The organism is Rhizobium phaseoli, assembly GCF_003985125.1.
Taxonomy (GTDB): domain Bacteria; phylum Pseudomonadota; class Alphaproteobacteria; order Rhizobiales; family Rhizobiaceae; genus Rhizobium; species Rhizobium phaseoli.
Genome location: NZ_ML133566.1, coordinates 182,380 through 200,407, shown reverse-complemented (window position 1 = coordinate 200,407; position 18,028 = coordinate 182,380). Strand labels below are relative to the sequence as shown.

Annotated in this window: 18 protein-coding genes and 1 tRNA gene; 6 read left to right on the top strand and 13 right to left on the bottom strand. The window is 60.8% G+C overall.

From position 1 onward, the window contains the following. Nucleotides 1-7: 7 nt before the first annotated feature. From EFD56_RS04075 to EFD56_RS04060, 4 genes are all read right to left on the bottom strand, one after another. Nucleotides 8-1,111 carry an ABC transporter permease gene (locus tag EFD56_RS04075; protein WP_004673554.1) on the bottom strand — a complete coding sequence of 368 codons (1,104 nt, stop codon included), beginning with the start codon at nucleotides 1,109-1,111 and terminating at the stop codon, nucleotides 8-10. Between the two features lie 7 nt (nucleotides 1,112-1,118). Then, nucleotides 1,119-2,630, bottom strand: a complete 1,512-nt coding sequence (locus EFD56_RS04070) for an ABC transporter ATP-binding protein (RefSeq protein WP_126904733.1) — start codon at nucleotides 2,628-2,630, stop codon at nucleotides 1,119-1,121. An 88-nt stretch (nucleotides 2,631-2,718) separates the two neighbouring features. Continuing rightward, entirely contained in the window at nucleotides 2,719-3,711 is a 993-nt protein-coding gene (locus tag EFD56_RS04065) for a BMP family lipoprotein (protein ID WP_004673552.1), read from the bottom strand. Nucleotides 3,712-4,038: 327 nt separating this feature from the next. Then, on the bottom strand, nucleotides 4,039-4,356 hold the full coding sequence (locus tag EFD56_RS04060) for a hypothetical protein (protein ID WP_012482264.1): 318 nt from the start codon (nucleotides 4,354-4,356) through the stop codon (nucleotides 4,039-4,041). 226 nt (nucleotides 4,357-4,582) lie between these two features. Between EFD56_RS04060 and EFD56_RS04055 the strand changes: the two genes are divergently transcribed. After that, nucleotides 4,583-4,672: transfer RNA gene (locus tag EFD56_RS04055), tRNA-Ser, on the top strand. A 31-nt stretch (nucleotides 4,673-4,703) separates the two neighbouring features. Here the strand turns inward: EFD56_RS04055 and EFD56_RS04050 are convergent. Both EFD56_RS04050 and EFD56_RS04045 read right to left on the bottom strand, forming a co-directional pair. Continuing rightward, entirely contained in the window at nucleotides 4,704-4,994 is a 291-nt protein-coding gene (locus EFD56_RS04050) for a type II toxin-antitoxin system RelE/ParE family toxin (RefSeq protein ID WP_126904732.1), read from the bottom strand. Nucleotides 4,995-4,996: 2 nt separating this feature from the next. Next, entirely contained in the window at nucleotides 4,997-5,248 is a 252-nt protein-coding gene (locus tag EFD56_RS04045; RefSeq protein WP_004673546.1) for a type II toxin-antitoxin system ParD family antitoxin, read from the bottom strand. Between the two features lie 213 nt (nucleotides 5,249-5,461). On the opposite strand from EFD56_RS04045, the gene EFD56_RS04040 reads away from it, so the two are divergent. After that, a complete protein-coding gene (locus EFD56_RS04040) occupies nucleotides 5,462-5,671 on the top strand; it encodes a KTSC domain-containing protein (protein WP_010023871.1) in 210 nt (69 codons plus the stop codon). Between the two features lie 329 nt (nucleotides 5,672-6,000). Then, the gene (locus EFD56_RS04035) at nucleotides 6,001-6,267 is read left to right on the top strand and encodes a CrpP-related protein (RefSeq protein ID WP_126904731.1); all 267 of its coding nucleotides are present in this window, start codon (nucleotides 6,001-6,003) and stop codon (nucleotides 6,265-6,267) included. Here EFD56_RS04035 and pncB read toward each other — a convergent pair. The 7 genes from pncB to EFD56_RS04000 form a co-directional block, all read right to left on the bottom strand. After that, on the bottom strand, nucleotides 6,264-7,568 hold the full coding sequence (gene pncB / locus EFD56_RS04030) for a nicotinate phosphoribosyltransferase (protein ID WP_004673542.1): 1,305 nt from the start codon (nucleotides 7,566-7,568) through the stop codon (nucleotides 6,264-6,266). The two genes, EFD56_RS04035 and pncB, sit on opposite strands and share 4 nt — an antisense overlap. A gap of 168 nt (nucleotides 7,569-7,736) precedes the next feature. Beyond that, nucleotides 7,737-8,093 (bottom strand): hypothetical protein, encoded by a 357-nt coding sequence (locus EFD56_RS04025; protein ID WP_126904730.1) that lies wholly within the window; start codon nucleotides 8,091-8,093, stop codon nucleotides 7,737-7,739. Nucleotides 8,094-8,288: 195 nt separating this feature from the next. Beyond that, nucleotides 8,289-9,248 (bottom strand): 2-hydroxyacid dehydrogenase, encoded by a 960-nt coding sequence (locus EFD56_RS04020; RefSeq protein ID WP_126904729.1) that lies wholly within the window; start codon nucleotides 9,246-9,248, stop codon nucleotides 8,289-8,291. Between the two features lie 8 nt (nucleotides 9,249-9,256). Further along, a complete protein-coding gene (locus EFD56_RS04015) occupies nucleotides 9,257-10,894 on the bottom strand; it encodes an ABC transporter ATP-binding protein (RefSeq protein ID WP_126904728.1) in 1,638 nt (545 codons plus the stop codon). Beyond that, a complete protein-coding gene (locus EFD56_RS04010) occupies nucleotides 10,891-12,039 on the bottom strand; it encodes an ABC transporter permease (RefSeq protein ID WP_012482258.1) in 1,149 nt (382 codons plus the stop codon). The genes EFD56_RS04015 and EFD56_RS04010 overlap by 4 nt, the downstream gene beginning before the upstream one ends. Further along, nucleotides 12,039-13,127, bottom strand: a complete 1,089-nt coding sequence (locus EFD56_RS04005; protein WP_004673538.1) for a microcin C ABC transporter permease YejB — start codon at nucleotides 13,125-13,127, stop codon at nucleotides 12,039-12,041. Before EFD56_RS04005 ends, EFD56_RS04010 begins: the two co-directional genes overlap by 1 nt. Before the next feature lie 150 nt (nucleotides 13,128-13,277). Next, nucleotides 13,278-15,110: an extracellular solute-binding protein gene (locus EFD56_RS04000; protein ID WP_126904727.1), complete on the bottom strand. Its 1,833-nt coding sequence runs from the start codon at nucleotides 15,108-15,110 to the stop codon at nucleotides 13,278-13,280. 236 nt (nucleotides 15,111-15,346) lie between these two features. Here EFD56_RS04000 and mepA point away from each other — a divergent pair, with 236 nt between their 5' ends. The 3 genes from mepA (at nucleotide 15,347) to EFD56_RS03985 (ending at nucleotide 17,957) form a co-directional block, all read left to right on the top strand. Beyond that, nucleotides 15,347-16,450, top strand: a complete 1,104-nt coding sequence (gene mepA, locus EFD56_RS03995) for a penicillin-insensitive murein endopeptidase (protein WP_126904726.1) — start codon at nucleotides 15,347-15,349, stop codon at nucleotides 16,448-16,450. 83 nt (nucleotides 16,451-16,533) lie between these two features. Beyond that, complete coding sequence (locus EFD56_RS03990; protein WP_004673532.1) at nucleotides 16,534-16,914, top strand: methylglyoxal synthase; 381 nt, start codon at nucleotides 16,534-16,536, stop codon at nucleotides 16,912-16,914. A gap of 17 nt (nucleotides 16,915-16,931) precedes the next feature. Next, nucleotides 16,932-17,957, top strand: coding sequence for a glucokinase (locus tag EFD56_RS03985; RefSeq protein WP_126904725.1), 1,026 nt, complete (start codon nucleotides 16,932-16,934; stop codon nucleotides 17,955-17,957). The last annotated feature ends 71 nt before the right edge of the window (nucleotides 17,958-18,028 follow it).

Here is an 18,028-nt window from a genome sequence, read left to right as displayed (position 1 = left end):
CCGCTCCTCAGGCCGGCTTGAACTGCTGGTAGATGTGCACCATTGCCGGCCGGAACATATATTCCAGCGCACCGGCAAAGAGGATCACCAGACCCTGGATGACGAGGATCATCTCACGGGTGATGTTCGGCATTTCGAAAGAAATCCAGTCGCCGCCCTGATAGAGGGTGCCGAAGAGGATCGCCGCCAGGATGATCCCGAGCGGATGATTGCGGCCCATCAGCGAGACGGCAATGCCGACGAAGCCGGCGCCGCCGACGAACTCGACCTGCAGACGGGCGGACGAGCCCATGACGGGATTGAGCGCCATCATGCCGGCGAGCGCACCCGACAGCAGCATAGCGATGATGACGATGCGGGCATAGGGAATGCCGGCATAGGCCGCGGCCGTCGAGCTCACGCCCAGTGTACGCATTTCGAAGCCGAGCTTGGTGCGCCAGATGAGGATCCAGACGAACCATGCGGCCAGAAGCGCGATGATAAAGGAGACGTTGAAGGGAGCGGCGCCGAGCTTGGCTCCGAACATCGACATGATCCAGCCGAGCTTCGGAAGCTGCCCGCCCTCGAGGAATGTACGGGTTTCCGGCGCCATTTTGCCGGGCACGATCAGCACGTGTACCAGCAGATAGACCATGAGGGCGGCTGCGATATAGTTGAACATGATCGTGGTGATGACGATATGGCTGCCGCGCTTGGCCTGGAGGAACGCGGGAATGAAGGCCCAGGCTGCGCCGAAGATGCCGGCGCCGATAATGGCGAGCGGCATCGTCACATACCAGGGCACGTATTTGTCGAGCGCCAGCGCCACGAGCGCGCAGCCGAGGCCGCCGATATAGGCTTGGCCTTCGGAGCCGATGTTGAAGAGACCGGCATGGATCGCTACCGCGACGGAAAGGCCGGTGAAGATGAAGCTCGTCGCATAGTAGAGGGTAAAACCTATGCCTTCGCCGCTGCCGAAGGCGCCCTCGATCAGCAGCGAAAGGGCGGCAAGCGGGCTTTCACCGATCAGCCAGACGACGAAGCCGGAGATCAGGAAGGCGACGATAAGGTTGAGAATAGGGATCAGGCCGTAGTTGATCCAGTTTGGCAGCGGAACGGAAGCAGTGCTCATAAGGGCCTCACGCGGCAATGCCGGCCATCATCAGGCCGAGGGTCTGTTCACCGGCATCGGGCGTCTTCTCGCCGACGATGTTGCCGGCAAACATGACAAGGATACGGTCTGAAAGGGCGCGGATTTCATCGAGTTCGACGGAGACGAGCAGGATCGCCTTGCCCGCATCGCGCATTTCGATGATCCGGCGGTGGATGAATTCGATGGCGCCGATATCGACGCCGCGGGTCGGCTGGCCGATGATCAGCATCTTCGGGTCGCGCTCGATCTCGCGGGCAACGACGATCTTCTGCTGGTTGCCGCCGGAGAAGTTCGCCGTCTTCAACCGCGGGTTCGGCGGGCGGATGTCGTATTTTTCGATCTTTTCCATCGCGTCCTTGCGGATCGCGTCGAGATCGAGCAGCGGGCCTTTGCTGTAGCCCGGGCGGCGGTGATAGCCGAGCACGGAATTTTCGTATTCCTCGAATTTCAGCACCAGGCCCATGTGGTGGCGGTCCTCGGGAATATGGGCAAGGCCGAGATCGCGCAGTCGGGCGGGATCCGCCTTGTCGATCGTCTGGCCGTCGAGAAGGATTTCGCCGGAGGCGGGCTTACGGATGCCGGCAATCGCCTCCAGCAATTCGGACTGGCCGTTGCCGGCAACCCCGGCAACGCCGACGATTTCGCCGGCGCGGACATCGAAGGAGACGTTGTCGACCATGATAACGCCGCGATTGTCCTTGACGGTGAGGTTGCGGACGGAGAGCACGGCAGCGCCCGGGTGTCCCTCACCCTTCTGGACGCGCAGCAGCACGCGGCGGCCGACCATCAGCTCGGCAAGCTCCTCCACCGTCGTTTCGGCCGTCTTGCGGGTCGCGACCATCTCGCCGCGGCGCATGACCGAGACCGTATCGGTGATCGCCATGATCTCGCGCAGCTTGTGGGTGATGAGGATGATCGTCTTACCCTGGTCCCGCAGCACCTTGAGGATGCGGAAAAGGTGATCGGCTTCGGCCGGCGTCAACACGCCTGTGGGTTCGTCGAGGATCAGAATTTCGGCGCCGCGATACATCGCTTTGAGGATTTCGACGCGCTGCTGCAGGCCGACGGGAAGCTGTTCGATCAGCGCGTCCGGATTGACCTCGAGGCCGTATTCCGTTTCCAGCCGCTTCAGCTCGGCACGCGCCGAGGCGACGCCTCTCGCCAGCAGCGAGCCGCCTTCGGCGCCAAGCATGATATTCTCGAGAACGGTGAAATTATCGACCAGCATGAAATGCTGGTGCACCATGCCGATGCCGGCGGCGATCGCCGCCTGGCTGTCACGGATGGTGACGGGATTGCCGTTGACGCGGATCTCGCCGCTGTCGGCGTAGTAGAAGCCGTAAATGATCGACATCAGCGTCGATTTGCCGGCACCATTTTCGCCGATGATGCCGTGGATCGTCCCCTTGGCAACGGTGAGGTTGATGTCCTTGTTGGCATGGACGGCACCGAATTTCTTATCGATGCCGACAAGCTCGATGGCGGGCTTATCTGTCACAGCAGGCTCCAAATAAGAAAAGGGCGTATGGCGAAAATCCCCTCCGCCATACGCCCGATCTCAATCGTCGATTACATCAGGGCGCGGATCACTTCGGGCAAGCGTTGTCCGAGGTATAATCGTGAACTTTCACGGTTCCCGCAATGATGTCAGCCTTGGCCTTGTCGACGGCCGCCTGCATTTCCGGCGTGATCAGCGACTTGTTGTTGTCGTCGATCGCTGCACCAACGCCATCTTCCTTGACGCCGAGCGCCTGAACGCCGCCGGTGAACTTGTCGTTCTTGGTGTCGGTGTAGGCGTTGTAGACGGCGAGATCGACGCGCTTGACCATCGAGGTCAGCACCGAGCCCGGATGCAGATGGTTCTGGTTGGAGTCGACGCCGATCGACAGCTTCTTGTTGTCGGCGGCAGTCTGCAGAACGCCGAGACCGGTGGCGCCGGCTGCCGCGTAAATGACGTCGGCACCCTGGTCGATCTGGTTCTTGGTGAGCTCACCGCCGCGAACCGGGTCGTTCCAGGCCGCACCGGTGGTGCCGGTCATGTTCTGGAACACTTCGATATCGGCCTTGGCGGCGCGGGCGCCCTGCTCATAGCCGCATTCGAATTTGCGGATCAGCGGAATGTCCATGCCGCCGACGAAACCGACCTTGCCGGTCTTGGAGGCCATGCCGGCGAGAATGCCGACGAGATAGGAGCCTTCTTCTTCCTTGTAGACGACCGAACGGACGTTCGGCTTGTCGACGACGGAGTCGACGATGATGAACTTGGTATCGGGGAATTCGGCTGCGACCTTCTCAATGGCGGAAGTCCAGGCGAAGGAAACGGCGACCACGGGGTTGAAGCCGCGGCTTGCGAAGTTGCGGATGGCCTGTTCGCCCTGGGTGTCGCCCGTCGGCTCGAAGTCGCGATAGGCAATGCCGGTCTCGGCCTTGAACTTCTCGGCGCCGTTATAGGCCGCTTCGTTGAAAGACTTATCGAACTTCCCGCCGGTGCCGTAAACCAGCGCCGGCTTGACATCGGCGGCAAGCGCCGTCGTCGACATGGCAGCCACGGCAAGGAGAGTGAGAAGGGATTTTTTCATTGTGCAGCCCTGTTGTTGCTATTCGTTAGGGGTCCTCCCGCAAGTCCTTTTCGGACATGTCTGCGGAACCACCGACCTCCCCCCGGAGGCCTGGCTGGGCGCATCCTTGCATGGCTCACGGAAAAATTCACCAGAAATTTTTCAGGCGGTAAAGATTTGCAGCAATTGCTGAAAATCAGTTCTCCCGGGCTGATTTTTGGACATTTCGCCGAGCGGCATGCGGATTTTTTAGCCGATCCGCGGGCCGTCGCTAAAACCGGGCCCTGAAACCGGGCAAGGGTAAATGCCCGGGTCTTTTGCCGGATCGCACCGCCTGAAACAGCATCGCTATGCGATGAACCGACCGGAGACCTGCGGTTTCTTGTAGCCGACCATCCAAAGAAGCAGGGCGATCACCAGAAAGACCGCAAAGGCCGGCTGGAGCATCAGCCACTGAAAGATGAAGGCATAGAAACGCGGGTGGATATAATAGGAGAGCGCGGATTGCAGCGAGGTCAGCGTGTCCGGGCTGACATCCTGCCAGGCGTCGGACATCGGCGTCATGACAACGGCGGATGCCGCAACCGACTGGATTGAATCGATGGTCCCGGCAATAACGGCCGCCGCAAGCGCGACAAGACTGGCCAGACGCAACAGGAAACGCATCAATTCCTCCGACGCTTCGACATGCCGGACAATTCCGGCGGACCCGCGCCATTCTCCACCTTGAGAATTACATAGTCATCAATGGGGTGAAGCACAACGGACGGGCGCAGGCGAGTTTTATCGGAAGAAGTCAAAAAACTGTTAGATTTGGGTTGATCGGCAAAAATTCATCGGTATATATCGCGCCGTTCCGACGATTTGCTCCTCTCCTGGTGCGAACGCCAAAGGACAGGTGGCCGAGTGGTTTAAGGCGCACGCCTGGAACGCGTGTGTACGTGAAAGCGTACCGAGGGTTCGAATCCCTCCCTGTCCGCCATTTTTCGTATTTTCATCCAACAGATTGAATATTAAGCCTGACTGGACCAATCTTCGTGTCCGTGGCGAATACGGACAATGAGAACATGATCGCCCTCCACAATCGTATAGACGACGAGATGGGCCTTGAACGGATGGATGCGCATCGGAGGAGAAATTTCATCCCGTTCGCGCGCCATACGGGGATTGGCAGCAATCACATCAAAAATGGCGTAGAGTTCATCATGGTAGCGCCGAGCGTGCGCTGAGCCAAACAGGCGAATACCGGTTTCGGCTATGCCGATAATGTCCTCCTCCGCTTCTTCCGTAAGGCGAAAGCCCATCGTCAATTGCCGCGAGAGCTTTCCACGCGCGCCCGCGCCGCCTCAAACAGTGCGTCCTTCGACCGCGACCCGACGCCGCTCTTCAAGCCTTCATCGACAAAGCGCTGCATAGCGGCAATCTTATCGTTTCGCTCCTGGTCTTTCCTGATGAGGTCGCGGACATAATCGCTCGCATTGGCATAACGGCCTGTTTTGGTTTGCGCTTCCACCCAATCTTTCATGGGATCGGGCAGGGATACGTTCATGGTCGCCATCAAAGCTCTCCGTTTCCTCAAAATTGGGTTGTTTGGCAAAGTTTGTCAACATCACCTGATCTCGCATAACCTGCGGGAAGCAAAAGCCCGATCCCATCGAAGGAAACGCTGGGGTTGATCAGAAAGATTCCTGAATTTTTACCACGCCGCTTCACCCGGTCTTTGCACGTGCTGCGTTATGCTCTGGAAAATTAAAAAACAGAGGTAAAACAGGTGGAAGAACTTTCGGTGAAGTCGAAGATCATCAAATCCGTCTATTTCAGCCAGGAAGACGGGCGGCTCAGGATTTGCTTCAAGAATGGTGAGGAGCGGCTGTTCGAAGGGGTTCCCGCATCGGAAGCCCATGCGATGACAGCGGCACCGTCTCCCGGCCATTATTACCTCGACCGGATCAGAACCCAGTTTCGCAGACTGGCTGCCTGAACCGTCGAGGCATGCCGCAGCCGACCTGCCGGATCGCGTGGAATCGACACAGATCCGGTGGATATTAACCCGCCGTTCACCGTCTATATCATCTTGGTTGGATCGGCCCGGCCGGAATGCGACAACTTATCGATGCTGCCGTTTTGCGATTCGGCCAGCCGGGAGGCTCGGAGGCGGACCCCAGCCAGGAAGCCGGGCCTCCCCGTCGCGCTCAGTGCGTCGAGATAGCGAATTAGGGCTAATCCTGTGTAAAACCGGAATCAGCGTATCCGGACTCGACAAGGCTTCATTAGCATGATTGCATAAACCCATCAAATGAGGGGGTGACGATGTTCGAGGATCTGCTTGAGATGCAGGAACGCGGTGCACGCGACCGTGCGCTCGGCCGCAGCCTGGCCGACAATCCGATGTCGAAGCCGGATGTGCTGCCGATCACCGATCTGCAGGAATGGTTTTCGATGTTCGACGCCTGGCGCTTCGGCTGGTCGATCGAGGACGCGATGACCGGGCACATCGATATGCCCCGGGACGGCCACGCGATGCCCCGGAACGGCCGCGCCGTACCCGGGGATGGCCGTGCGGCGCGGCGCGCCTAAACCAGGACGGTCTGATCGACCCTGTCCTCGGTGCCGAAGAATTTCAGGTAGCGTTCGACTTCTGCCGGTTCGCCGGTCGCCTTCTGCGGATTGTCAGAGAGCTTTACCGCTGGACGGCCGTTGGCGTCGCTGACCTTGCAGACGACCGAGATCGGATTGAGGCCCGAGATTTCGGTCGGGGCGCAGCCGGCAAAATCATTGGTCAGGTTCGTGCCCCAGCCGAAGCTCATCCGCACCCGGCCTTCGAAATGCCGGTAGGTGTCGATGATGGCGTCGACATCGAGGCCGTCGGAGAAGATCAGCAGCTTCTGGCGCGGATCGCGGCCCATCTTCTTCCACCAGTCGATGATCTTCTCCCCGCCTTCGATCGGCGGCGCGCTATCCGGACGGAAGCCGGTCCAGTCGGCCACCCATTCCGGCGCGTCGCGCAGGAAAGCCGCGGTGCCAAAGGCATCCGGCAGGACGATCAGAAGGTTGCCGCCATAGAGCTTGTTCCAGTCGCGCAGAATCTTGTAGGGCGCATTGCGCAGCTGCTCGTCGGTTTGCGCCAGGGCGGCCGCCACCATCGGTAGCTCATGGGCATTGGTGCCGACCGCCTCGAGATCGGAATCCATTGCCAGCAATACGTTGCTGGTGCCGGTAAAGGCCGGGCCGATGCCTTCCTTCAGCGCCTCGACGCACCAGCGCTGCCAGAGAAAGCTGTGGCGGCGGCGGGTGCCGAAATCGGAAATGCGTAAGCCCGGCAGCTCCCTTAGCCGCTCGACCTTCGACCACATCTTGGCCTTGGCGCGGGCATAGAGCACATCGAGGGTGAAAGGGCCGAGCGCCTTCATCGCCGAGCGCGACCGCAGCTCGTTGACGATTGCCAGCGCCGGGATCTCCCACATCGTGGTTTCCTTCCAGGCCCCGTGAAAATCCAGCACATATTGGCCGTCCTTCTTCGAGAGCTCGTATTCGGGAAGCTGGAAGTTGGAAAGCCAGGCGAGGAATTCCGGCTCGAAAATCTGGGCGCGGCCGTAGAAGCTGTTACCCGCAAGCCAGATCATCTCCTTCTTGGAGAGCCGCAGCGTACGGGCGTGATCGAGCTGTTCACGCAATTCGCCTTCGTCGATCTCCTCGGCGAGGTGGACGCGTTTGGTCCGATTGATCAGCGTGAAGGAGGCATTGACGTCTGGATAGAGCTTCCAGATCATCTGCAGCATCAGCAGCTTGTAGAAGTCGGTATCGATCAGGCTGCGGATGATCGGGTCGAGCTTCCAAGCGTGATTGTAGACGCGTCGTGCAATATCGGTCTTGGCCATGAATTCCTGCCCCTGTCCAATCCGGTCAGGTGCTGCCAAGTATCCGGGCCGGCGCACGAAACCGGCTCGTGCGTCTTCTTATCGAAAAATCAGCGGGCAAAGTCCAGATAAAACATAAACATCCCGCCGCGGCCGGGCGGCGGGATGGGTAGGCCATCTGGAATTGCTCTATTGGGCCGGCGCCGCAGGCTGGCCCGGTGCCGCAGGCGCAACATTCGGGGCCGGCGCCATTGCCGGCGTCTCGGTCGGCACTGCGTTGCTATTTTGCTGCGCCGAGGCAGGTGCTGTTTCCGATTGCTGGAGCTGCTGGCCGGGCTGCTGTGGCGCAACCTCGTTCGCCTCGCGATTACCCCAGATCTCGACCGGGATCCACACGACGAAAGCGAGGATCAGCGCGACGAGCAGCACCGTCAGGATGCGGTACCCCATGCGCCCCTGCTTTGCCTTAACCGGCGGGATCTGCTCTTCCTTGTGAAGCTTGCCGTCGGATTTTTCCCAGCGTGTTTCCGTCTGATGCGCCATCATCGTCTCCTTCCGCTGCCTTAGAGGATGATGCCGAAAAGTGTGAGCGGTTTTCGGACGACATCATGCTCTAACTCTTTAGAACAGGATTCAGATTTTAGGCCGAGGAGGGCTAAGATCATCCTGTTCTAGCGGCCGATCCGGCCGCAAGAAACGTTCGCAGAGAAAACGGTCAGTCGTCTCGAAGGTTCCCGACGCTCAATAGCCGGCGGCGCGGTCGACGACGAATTGCAGCGGCTCACCGCGCTCGAAACGGGCGATCTGCGTCTCGACATGGCGGAACAGGGCGTTCTCTTCGGAGACCGCCGCGTCATGCGGGGTGATGAAAACGTTCTCCAACGCCCACAGCGGGTTATCCGACGCCAAGGGCTCCACCTCGAAAACGTCAAGCGAAGCGCCGCCGAGGATGCCGTCCCGGATGGCCGAGACAATGTCGGCCTCGACCTGGCTGCGGCCGCGGCCGGCATTGATGAAGACCGGCCGCCCGAGCGCACCATCGCGGCGGAGCTTTTTAAATAGCCCGCTATCATAGAACCCCGTGGTGTCGGGCGTCAGCGGCAAGAGGCCGACGAGAATGTCGGTCCTGGCGAGGAACGCATCCAGTTCGCGCGCGTCAAAAGTCTCGATGCCATTGATCTCTTTGCGGGTCCGCGACCAGCCGATGACGTTGAACCCCATCACTTTCAGCTTGGTGACCGCGTCCTGCCCGAGCACGCCGAGGCCCATGACGCCGACCGTCACTTCCGCGGCTTCGGGCGCGATCAACTTCGCCCATTCGCCCCGTCGCTGGCTGATATCATGGGCGTATTGCTCGCGCAGATGCATCAGGCATTGCATCACCACCCATTCGCTCATGCGGGTGGTCAGGCTGCGATCGACGAACCGAACGATCGGGATCTCAGGCAGGCCGTCCATGCCGATGATATGATCGACGCCGGCGCCGCCGGAAAAGATCACCTTGAGGTTCGGCGCGCGCTGGAAGAGATCCGCATCCGGTTTCCAGAGAAGCGCGTATTCGGCCGCTCTGAGATCCCGCAGCCGATCGGCCGGATCGGCGAGATTGATGCTGCCGCGGTCGGCAAAGGCCGTTTTCAGCACGCGGGCGACACCTTCGGGGTTGAACTTGATGTCGACGAGAACAGGAGGAGGTGTGGACATGATGTTCTTTACTGCTGCACGGCGGGCGTCGGCACCGCCTCGATGTTGAAGGCGGCGGCCATCAGCGCCTTGGTGTAATCGTCCTTCGGCGCACGGAAGATTTCCGATGACGGCCCCTGCTCCACCACCTTGCCGAACCGCATGACGATGACGTCGTTGGCAAGCGCCTTCACCACCTTCAGGTCATGGCTGATGAAGAGATAGGCGAGGTCGTGCTTCTTCTGCAGGTCGCGCAGGAGATCGACCACCTGGGCCTGGACGCTCATATCGAGGGCCGAGGTCGGCTCGTCGAGCATGACGAAGCGCGGTTTGAGCACCATGGCGCGGGCAATGGCGATGCGCTGGCGCTGGCCGCCGGAAAATTCATGCGGGTAACGCCAGCGGGTCAGCGGGTCGAGACCGACCTCCTCCAGCGCCCAGCAGACGCGCTGGTCTCGCTCCTCGGCGCTCAAGGCGCGTTCATGCACCTTCAGCCCTTCGGCAATGATATCGCCGACCGACATGCGCGGGCTGAGCGAGCCATAGGGGTCCTGGAAGACAATCTGCAACTGGTTGCGCAGCGGCCGCATCTCGCTGAACGAATAGCCGGCTATATCCTTGCCGACGAAAGCGATGCGCCCTTGCGAGGAGATCAGCCGGGTGAGCGCCAGGCCGAGAGTGGTCTTGCCGGAACCGGATTCGCCGACCACACCGAGCGTCTGCCCGGCGCGCAGAGAAAGATCGATGCCGTCGACCGCCTTGACGTGGTCGACGACACGGCGCATTAGCCCCGCCTTGATCGGAAACCAGACGCGAATGTCGGAACCTTCCATCACCACCGGCTTCGTCGGATCGGCACGCGGAGGCTCGCCACGCGGCTCGGAGGCAAGGAGGTGGCGGGTATAATCGTGCTTCGGATTGGCGAAGACCTCCCCGACCGTTCCTGTCTCGACGATCCTGCCCTTGGTCATCACGCAGACGCGGTCGGCGAACTTGCGCACGATGCCGAGATCATGGGTGATGAACAGCAGCGACATGCCGTGCGCTGCCTTCAATTGCCGCAGCAGTTCCAGGATCTGCGCCTGCACGGTGACGTCGAGCGCCGTGGTCGGCTCATCGGCAATCAGCAATTCCGGCCGGTTGGCGAGCGCCATGGCGATCATGACGCGCTGGCGCTGGCCGCCTGACAGTTCGTGCGGATAGGCCTTCAGCCGTTTTTCCGGCTCGCGAATGCCAACCTGGTTCAACAATTCCAACACGCGCTGGCGCGCCGCCGGGCCAGTGATGCCCTGGTGCAAAGCGAGGATTTCGGCGATCTGCTTCTCGATTGAATGAAGCGGATTGAGCGAAGTCATCGGCTCCTGGAAGATCATGGTGATGTCATTGCCGCGCACCTCGCGCAACGCTCGCTCCGAGGCCTTCAGGAGATCCTTGCCCTTGAACAGGATCTCGCCGGAGGGATGGCTTGCGGTGGGATAGGGCAGAAGCTTCAGGATCGAATTGGCCGAGACCGACTTGCCGGAACCGGATTCGCCGACGAGCGCGACCACCTCGCCCTTGGCGATATCGAAAGAGACCCGATCGACGGCAAGCGACGCCTCGCCGCCCTGATGAAAGGCAACCGAGAGATTACGGACGGAAAGGAGCGGTTCTGTCATGTCATTCATTGGAACGTCTTCCTCGGATCGAAGGCGTCGCGCACGGCCTCGCCGATGAAGATCAGCAGGGACAGCATGATCGACATGGCGAAGAAGGCCGTCAGCCCAAGCCATGGCGCCTGCAGGTTGGTCTTGCCCTGGGCAATCATCTCGCCGAGCGAGGGAGAGCCCGGCGGCATGCCGAAGCCCAGGAAATCGAGCGAGGTCAGCGTCGTGATCGAGCCGGAGAGGATGAAGGGCAGGAAAGTGAGCGTCGCGACCATGGCGTTCGGCAGCAGATGGCGCCACATGATGGTGCGGTTGTTGACGCCAAGCGCGCGGGCGGCGCGCACATATTCGAAATTGCGGGCGCGCAGGAATTCGGCGCGCACGACGCCGACGAAGCCGACCCAGGAAAAGAGCAGCATGATGCCGAGCAGCACGAAGAAGCCGGGCGGCAGGATGGCTGCGATTATCAGCAGGATGTAGAGCACCGGCATCGACGACCAGATCTCGATGAAGCGCTGCAGCAATAGATCGGTCCAGCCGCCGAAATAACCCTGAACCGCACCTGCTGTCACGCCGATGATCGCCGAGCAGATGGTGAGCGCCAAGCCGAAGAGCACCGATATGCGGAAGCCGTAGATGACGCGCGCCAGTACGTCGCGAGCCTGATCGTCGGTGCCGAGCCAGTTAAGATTGCCGAGCGTGCAGGCAGGATCGTTCACCCCTTCTGGATAACCGGAGCAGCGCTCCTCCTTGGTCATCAGCCAGAAGGGGGCGGTCGGCGCCGAATGCGGGATGTTGGAGTTGACTGAGCGGTAGGAATAGCGGACCGGCGGCCAGATCATCCAGCCATTGGCGTTGATCTCATCTGCGATTACCGAGGAACGGTAGTCGGTTTCGGCAAGGAAGCCGCCGAACTTCTCCTCGGGATAGTCGATCAGCACCGGAAACAGGATCTCGCCCTTGTAGGAGGCGATGATCGGCCGGTCGTTGGCGAGGAATTCGGCGAACAGGCTGAGCACGAACAGCAGCAGGAACAGCCACAGCGACCAATAGCCACGGCCGTTCGCCCGGAAATTCTTCCAGCGGCGGATGTTTGTCGGCGACAGCAGGCCCTTGCGCGGCGGCTTGACCGGGGTTGCGACGGCAGGATTTGCGGCAGCGTCCATCAGACATCCCTCCGCTCGAAATCGATGCGCGGATCGATCCAGGTGTAGATCAGGTCGGAGATCAGGCTGACGAACAGGCCGAGCAGCGAGAAAATGTAAAGTGTGGCAAAGACGATCGGATAATCCCGGTTGACCACCGAGAGATAGCCGAGGCGGCCGAGACCATCGAGCGAGAAGATGTTCTCGATCAGCAGCGAGCCGGTGAAGAAGGCGGAGATGAAGGCACCGGGAAAACCGGCGATGATGATCAGCATGGCATTGCGGAACACATGGCCGTAAAGCACCTGCCGCTCGTTCAGGCCCTTGGCGCGGGCGGTGACGACATATTGCTTCTTGATCTCCTCGATAAAGGAATTCTTGGTGAGCAGCGTCGTCGTCGCGAAGGCGGCGAGCGACAGCGAGATCAGCGGCAAGGTGAGGTGCCAGAAATAATCGAGCGGCTTCTGCCACCAGGCGAGCTGGTCGAAATTATCGGAGACGAGGCCGCGCAGCGGGAACCAGTCGTAGAAGGAGCCGCCGGCGAACAGCACGATCAGCAGGATGCCGAAAAGGAAGCTTGGCACCGCGTAGCCGACGACGATGACGCCCGACGTCCAGACATCGAAGGTCGATCCGTCCTTCACCGCCTTGCGGATGCCGAGCGGAATGGAGATGGCGTAGGAAAAGATCAGGATCCAGATGCCGAGCGAGATCGACACCGGCAGCTTCTCCTTGATGAGGTCGAGCACCGAGGTGTTGCGGAAGAAGCTCTCACCGAAATCGAAGCGGATATAGTTCCACATCATCTCGCCGAAACGCGTCAGCGGCGGCTTGTCGAAGCCGAATTGTTTTTCAAGTTTGGCGATCAGCTCCGGATCGAGCCCCTGGGCGCCGCGATATTTCGAGTTTTCTTCGCCTCCGCCTGCGCCGAGAAGATCACCGCCGCCGGACAGACGCTGATCGGCACTGTCGGCTTGGCCGGTCAGCTGGGCGATCACCTGCTCGACCGGACCGCCGGGGGCGAATTGAACCACTATGAAGGAAATCGCCATAATGCCGACGATGGTCGGGATCATCAAAAGCAGGCGGCGAATGATATAGGCGCCCATCAGCCTTCAGCCTCCGGGAATGTTTTTCCTGTCTGCACGCCGTTCAGTCCAATTCCACTCAATCCGCCAGCCTTCCCTTGCCGGCCCCGCCGGCTTGTCGTGATTCGCTCGTGCCATTTGGAGCCCAGAGCCCCTGCATTGCAAGCCCGCTCATTTTGCCGAAGTAGACCACCAGGCATCCGGGAAGCCAAGGCCATAAGCCGGATACTCGGCCGGCCGCGTGACGGTGTTCCAATAGGCGATGTTATAGGTATCGCGGTAAAACAGCGGGATCACATAATGATTTGCCAGCAGGACCCGGTCCATGGCCTTGATCGCCGCAACCTGTTCATCGCGGTTGGGCGCGAAGATGATCATGCGAATAAGCTCGTCGACCGCCGGGTTGACGATGCCGGCATAATTGCGAGAGCCTTGCTGGTTGGCCGAACCTGATCCCCAGTAATCGGCTTGCTCATTGCCTGGATTCATCGTCTCCGCCCAGACATTCCAGATCATGTCGTAATCGAAGCTGCGCTCGCGATTGACGGCCTGCGAGGCGTCGACCGTGCGCACGCGCGCATCTATGCCGATTTTCTTGAGGTTATTGGCGTAAGGCACCGCCCAGCGCTCCAACATCGGGCTCGACAACAGGATCTCGAAACTCATCGGCTGGCCGGTCTTCGTATTAACCATCCGGTTGTTCTTGATCTCCCAGCCGGCTTCCTTCAGCAGCGCAATCGCCTTGCGGAGGTTGTCGCGGCTTTTCTGCGGATCGCCGCCAACCGGATTTGTATAAGGGGTCGTGAAGATCTCCGGCGGAACCTTGTCCTTCAGCCCCTGCAGTATTTCGAGCTCCCGTCCTTGGGGTAGGCCGGAAGAGGCAAGGTCGGTGTTCCAGAAATAACTGTCGATCCGCTTGTAGCTGTTGAAGGCAACGGTGCGGTTCAACTCTTCGAAATCGAAACCGTAATTCAGCGCCTCGCGGACCCTGATGTCTTTGAACAGATCGCGCCGCATGTTGGGCACGAGCGCCTGCAGGATGCCGGTGGAGCGCAGCGGATTTTTGACCTCTTCCTTCTTGACCCTTCCTTCCTTCACCGCGGGGAAATCATAGCCGGTTGCCCAGCGGGCGGCAGTCGTTTCCTGCCAGTAATCGCTGTTGCCGGCGCGAAACGCTTCGAACTCGACGTCCCGATCGCCGAAATAGGTGTAGATGACGTTGCGGAAATTGTTCTGGCCGACATTCACATTGAGATCCTTGCCCCAATAGTCGTCACGCAGTTCATAACGGATCGTCGCGCCGGGGGAGAAGGAAGCAATCTTATAAGGCCCCGAACCCATCACGGGCTCCAGCGTCGTCTTGGTAATGTCGCGCGGCTTACCATCGGCTCCAGGCGCTTCCCACCAATGCTTCGGAACGACCACCAGCTGACCTAAAATATTGGGCAATTCGCGATTGTTCTTCTCGTCGAAGGTGAACGTGACATCACGTTCGCCGGTCTTTTCGGCCTTGACCACGTGGGCGTAATAATTCGCCGTGAGAGGATTGAGTTCCTTGGTTTTGTCCAGGCTGAAGACAACATCTTCAGGCGTTACCGGCTGACCGTCCGCCCATTTCGCTTCCTTGCGCAGGCGAAAGGTCGCGCTGGAGACGTCAGCGGGGTACGAGAGGCCCTCGGCCAGCAGGCCGTATGAGACGAGGAGTTCGTCATCGGCCGGCTTCATCAGCGTGTCGTAAACAAGCGACAGGCCTACCGCTGTCTGGCCTTTCGCGAGCAGCGGGTTGAAGGTGTCGAAGGCGCCGCTGGCGGAAAGACGCAGGTCGCCCCCTTTCGGGGCAGCGGGATTGACGTAGTCGAAATGCGTAAAGCCCGGTTTGTACTTCATCTCGCTGATGACCGAGCTTCCAATCTGAAAGGATTGGTCCTGCCCCGCAGCCGTCATTGGCGCCAGTGCGCCTGCAAGCGACAGAAACAGACCGATCTTCGACCACACAACCGCCATTCACGCTTCCCCTTGATATTGATGGTTCGACAATACGAAAAATGCGGGCGAAAAACAGGACAGAGTTTGGTTTTTGCCGGACTCGCGAAATTTTGACCCCATCGGCTGACGTCAGATCTCGCAGGGGTTGCGCCGCTGCTGCGATCCGTCACCGCCGCCCGCCCTGCAAATCATCGATTCACCAAAATCACTTTTCACGTTAGATTCGCGGACAAATCACTTCTCAAGGGAACAGCATGGCATTCGGCTTCGCTCAAGCTTTCAGGACATTCGGCAAACTGGCGCTTGCCGGCGCAATCGGCGCAAGCCTTGCCGCCGGCGACGTCGGCGCCGAGCAGAAGACGCCGAGCCCGGGCAGTGCCAAGGCGCTGTTCGGCGGCGTCAGCCTGCCGACTCAGGGGCCGGCCCAGCCGATCGGCTTTTATGCCAAGGGCTGCATGACCGGCGCGGTGGCGTTGCCGACCGACGGACCGACCTGGCAGGCGATGCGGCTTTCACGCAATCGACGCTGGGGCAATCCGGTAACCATTGCGCTGCTGGAACGATTTTCGCAGGACGCCGCCAAATACGCCGGCTGGCCGGGCATTCTTGTCGGCGATATCGCCCAGCCGCGCGGCGGACCGATGGCCAGCGGTCATGCTTCACACCAGATCGGCCTCGATGCCGATATCTGGCTGACGCCGATGCCGGCGCGCCGCATGACGGCCGAGGAGCGCGAGGACCTGCCCTTCACCTCGATGCTGCAGAAGAACAAGTTTCTGACGATCGATCCCCGGGTCTGGACGGAATCGCATGCGCGGCTCTTGATGCTGGCCGCGAGCTATCCCCAGGTGGAGCGCATTTTCGTCAACCCGGCGATCAAGAAGAAGATGTGCGACACCTGGACGGGCGATCGCACCAATCTCGGCAAGCTCCGGCCGGAATACGGTCATGATTCGCATTTCCATATTCGCCTCAAATGCCCGCCAGGCGTTGCGGGATGCACGCCGCAGGCCCCCGTTGCTGCCGGCGACGGCTGCGACAAGTCGCTTGCCTGGTGGTTCACGCCGGCTCCATGGGCGCCACCGAAGCCGCCAAAACCCGACGCCAAGCCGCCGAAGCCACCGCGCGAGATGATGGTCTCCGACCTGCCGAAGGCCTGTGCCGCCGTGCTCGACGCCGCTTCCGTCGCCTCGATGCAGGCCGCTACCTATGGCGGACCTTCGGCCGCGGGCGGACCGTCTGCCGCGAACGGACCTTCCGCAGCAAGCGCGCTTGCGGCCGCACCGGCCACCGACGATGACGACGGCGAACTGCCCGATGTCGGCCCGGTTCCGAACGACAAGCCGGCGCTCCAGTGAGGAGCATCGGCGCTGTCTTTCAAATCGCGAATTCTTGGTATAGAAGCGGTCAAATCGATTGAATTGTCAGGTCGGAGGGGTCGATGGCCGGCGGCAAATGCCTAGCATTGATTGCGCATGATCAGAAGAAGGACGATATGGCCGCTTTCGCCCGCGCCAACAGAGACCTTCTCTCCCGCTGGAAGATCGTCGCGACAGGCACGACCGGCGGTCGCGTGCTCGACGCCGCGCCCGACCTCGACGTCACCAGGCTGAAAAGCGGGCCGCTCGGCGGCGACCAGCAGATCGGCGCGCTGATTTCGACCGGCGAGGTGGACGCCTTGATCTTCTTCGTCGACCCGCTGACGCCGATGCCGCATGATGTCGATGTGAAGGCGCTGATGCGGCTGGCAATCGTCTACGACATTCCGATGGCGCTCAATCATGCGACCGCTATAAAGCTCCTTCCCACTCTCGAAGCCTGATCAGCACGGAACCGGCCATGCCAAAACCGAACCACAGCACCGCTCCGCTGCCCTTCCCGATCCTGATCGGCGATATCGGCGGCACCAATGCCCGTTTCTCCATCCTGACCGATGCCTATGCCGAACCGAAGCAGTTTCCGAACGTGCGCACGGCGGATTTCGCAACGATCGACGAAGCGATCCAGAAGGGCGTGCTCGACAAAACAGCGGTGCAGCCGCGCTCGGCGATCCTTGCTGTCGCCGGCCCGATCAACGACGATGAGATCCCCCTGACCAACTGCGACTGGGTGGTGCGGCCTAAGACGATGATCGAGGGCCTCGGCATCGAGGACGTTCTCGTCGTCAACGATTTCGAGGCGCAGGCGCTGGCAATCGCCGCCCTCTCGGATGAAAACCGCGAGCGCATCGGCGACGCCACCGGCGACATGATCGCCTCGCGCGTCGTGCTCGGACCCGGCACCGGCCTCGGCGTCGGCGGCCTCGTGCATGCCCAGCACAGCTGGATCCCGGTCCCCGGCGAAGGCGGCCATGTCGATCTTGGACCGCGCAGCAAGCGCGACTATCAACTCTTCCCCCATATCGAGACGATCGAGGGGCGTGTCTCGGCCGAGCAGATCCTCTGCGGGCGCGGCCTCGTCAACCTCTATCACGCCATCTGTATCGTCGACGGCATCCAGCCGACGATGAAGGATCCGGCCGACATCACCTCGCACGCGCTTGCCGGCAGCGACAAGGCCGCCGTCGAGACCGTCTCGCTGTTTGCCACCTATCTCGGCCGGGTGGCGGGCGACATGGCGATGGTGTTCATGGCGCGTGGCGGCGTCTATCTCTCCGGCGGCATCTCGCAGAAGATCCTCCCGGCCCTGAAGAAGCCGGAATTCCGCATGGCTTTCGAGGACAAGGCGCCGCACACCGCCCTGCTTCGCACCATCCCGACCTATGTGGTGACGCATCCGCTGGCGGCCCTTGCCGGGCTTTCCTCCTATGCGCGCATGCCGGCGAATTTCGGCGTGTCGACGGAAGGCCGCCGCTGGCGGCGCTGATCCCGGCGCGCGTCCCACCCGGACGCGCGGCGCTCTAGCCAAACCGATCCCAACTCTTTATAGACCCGCCA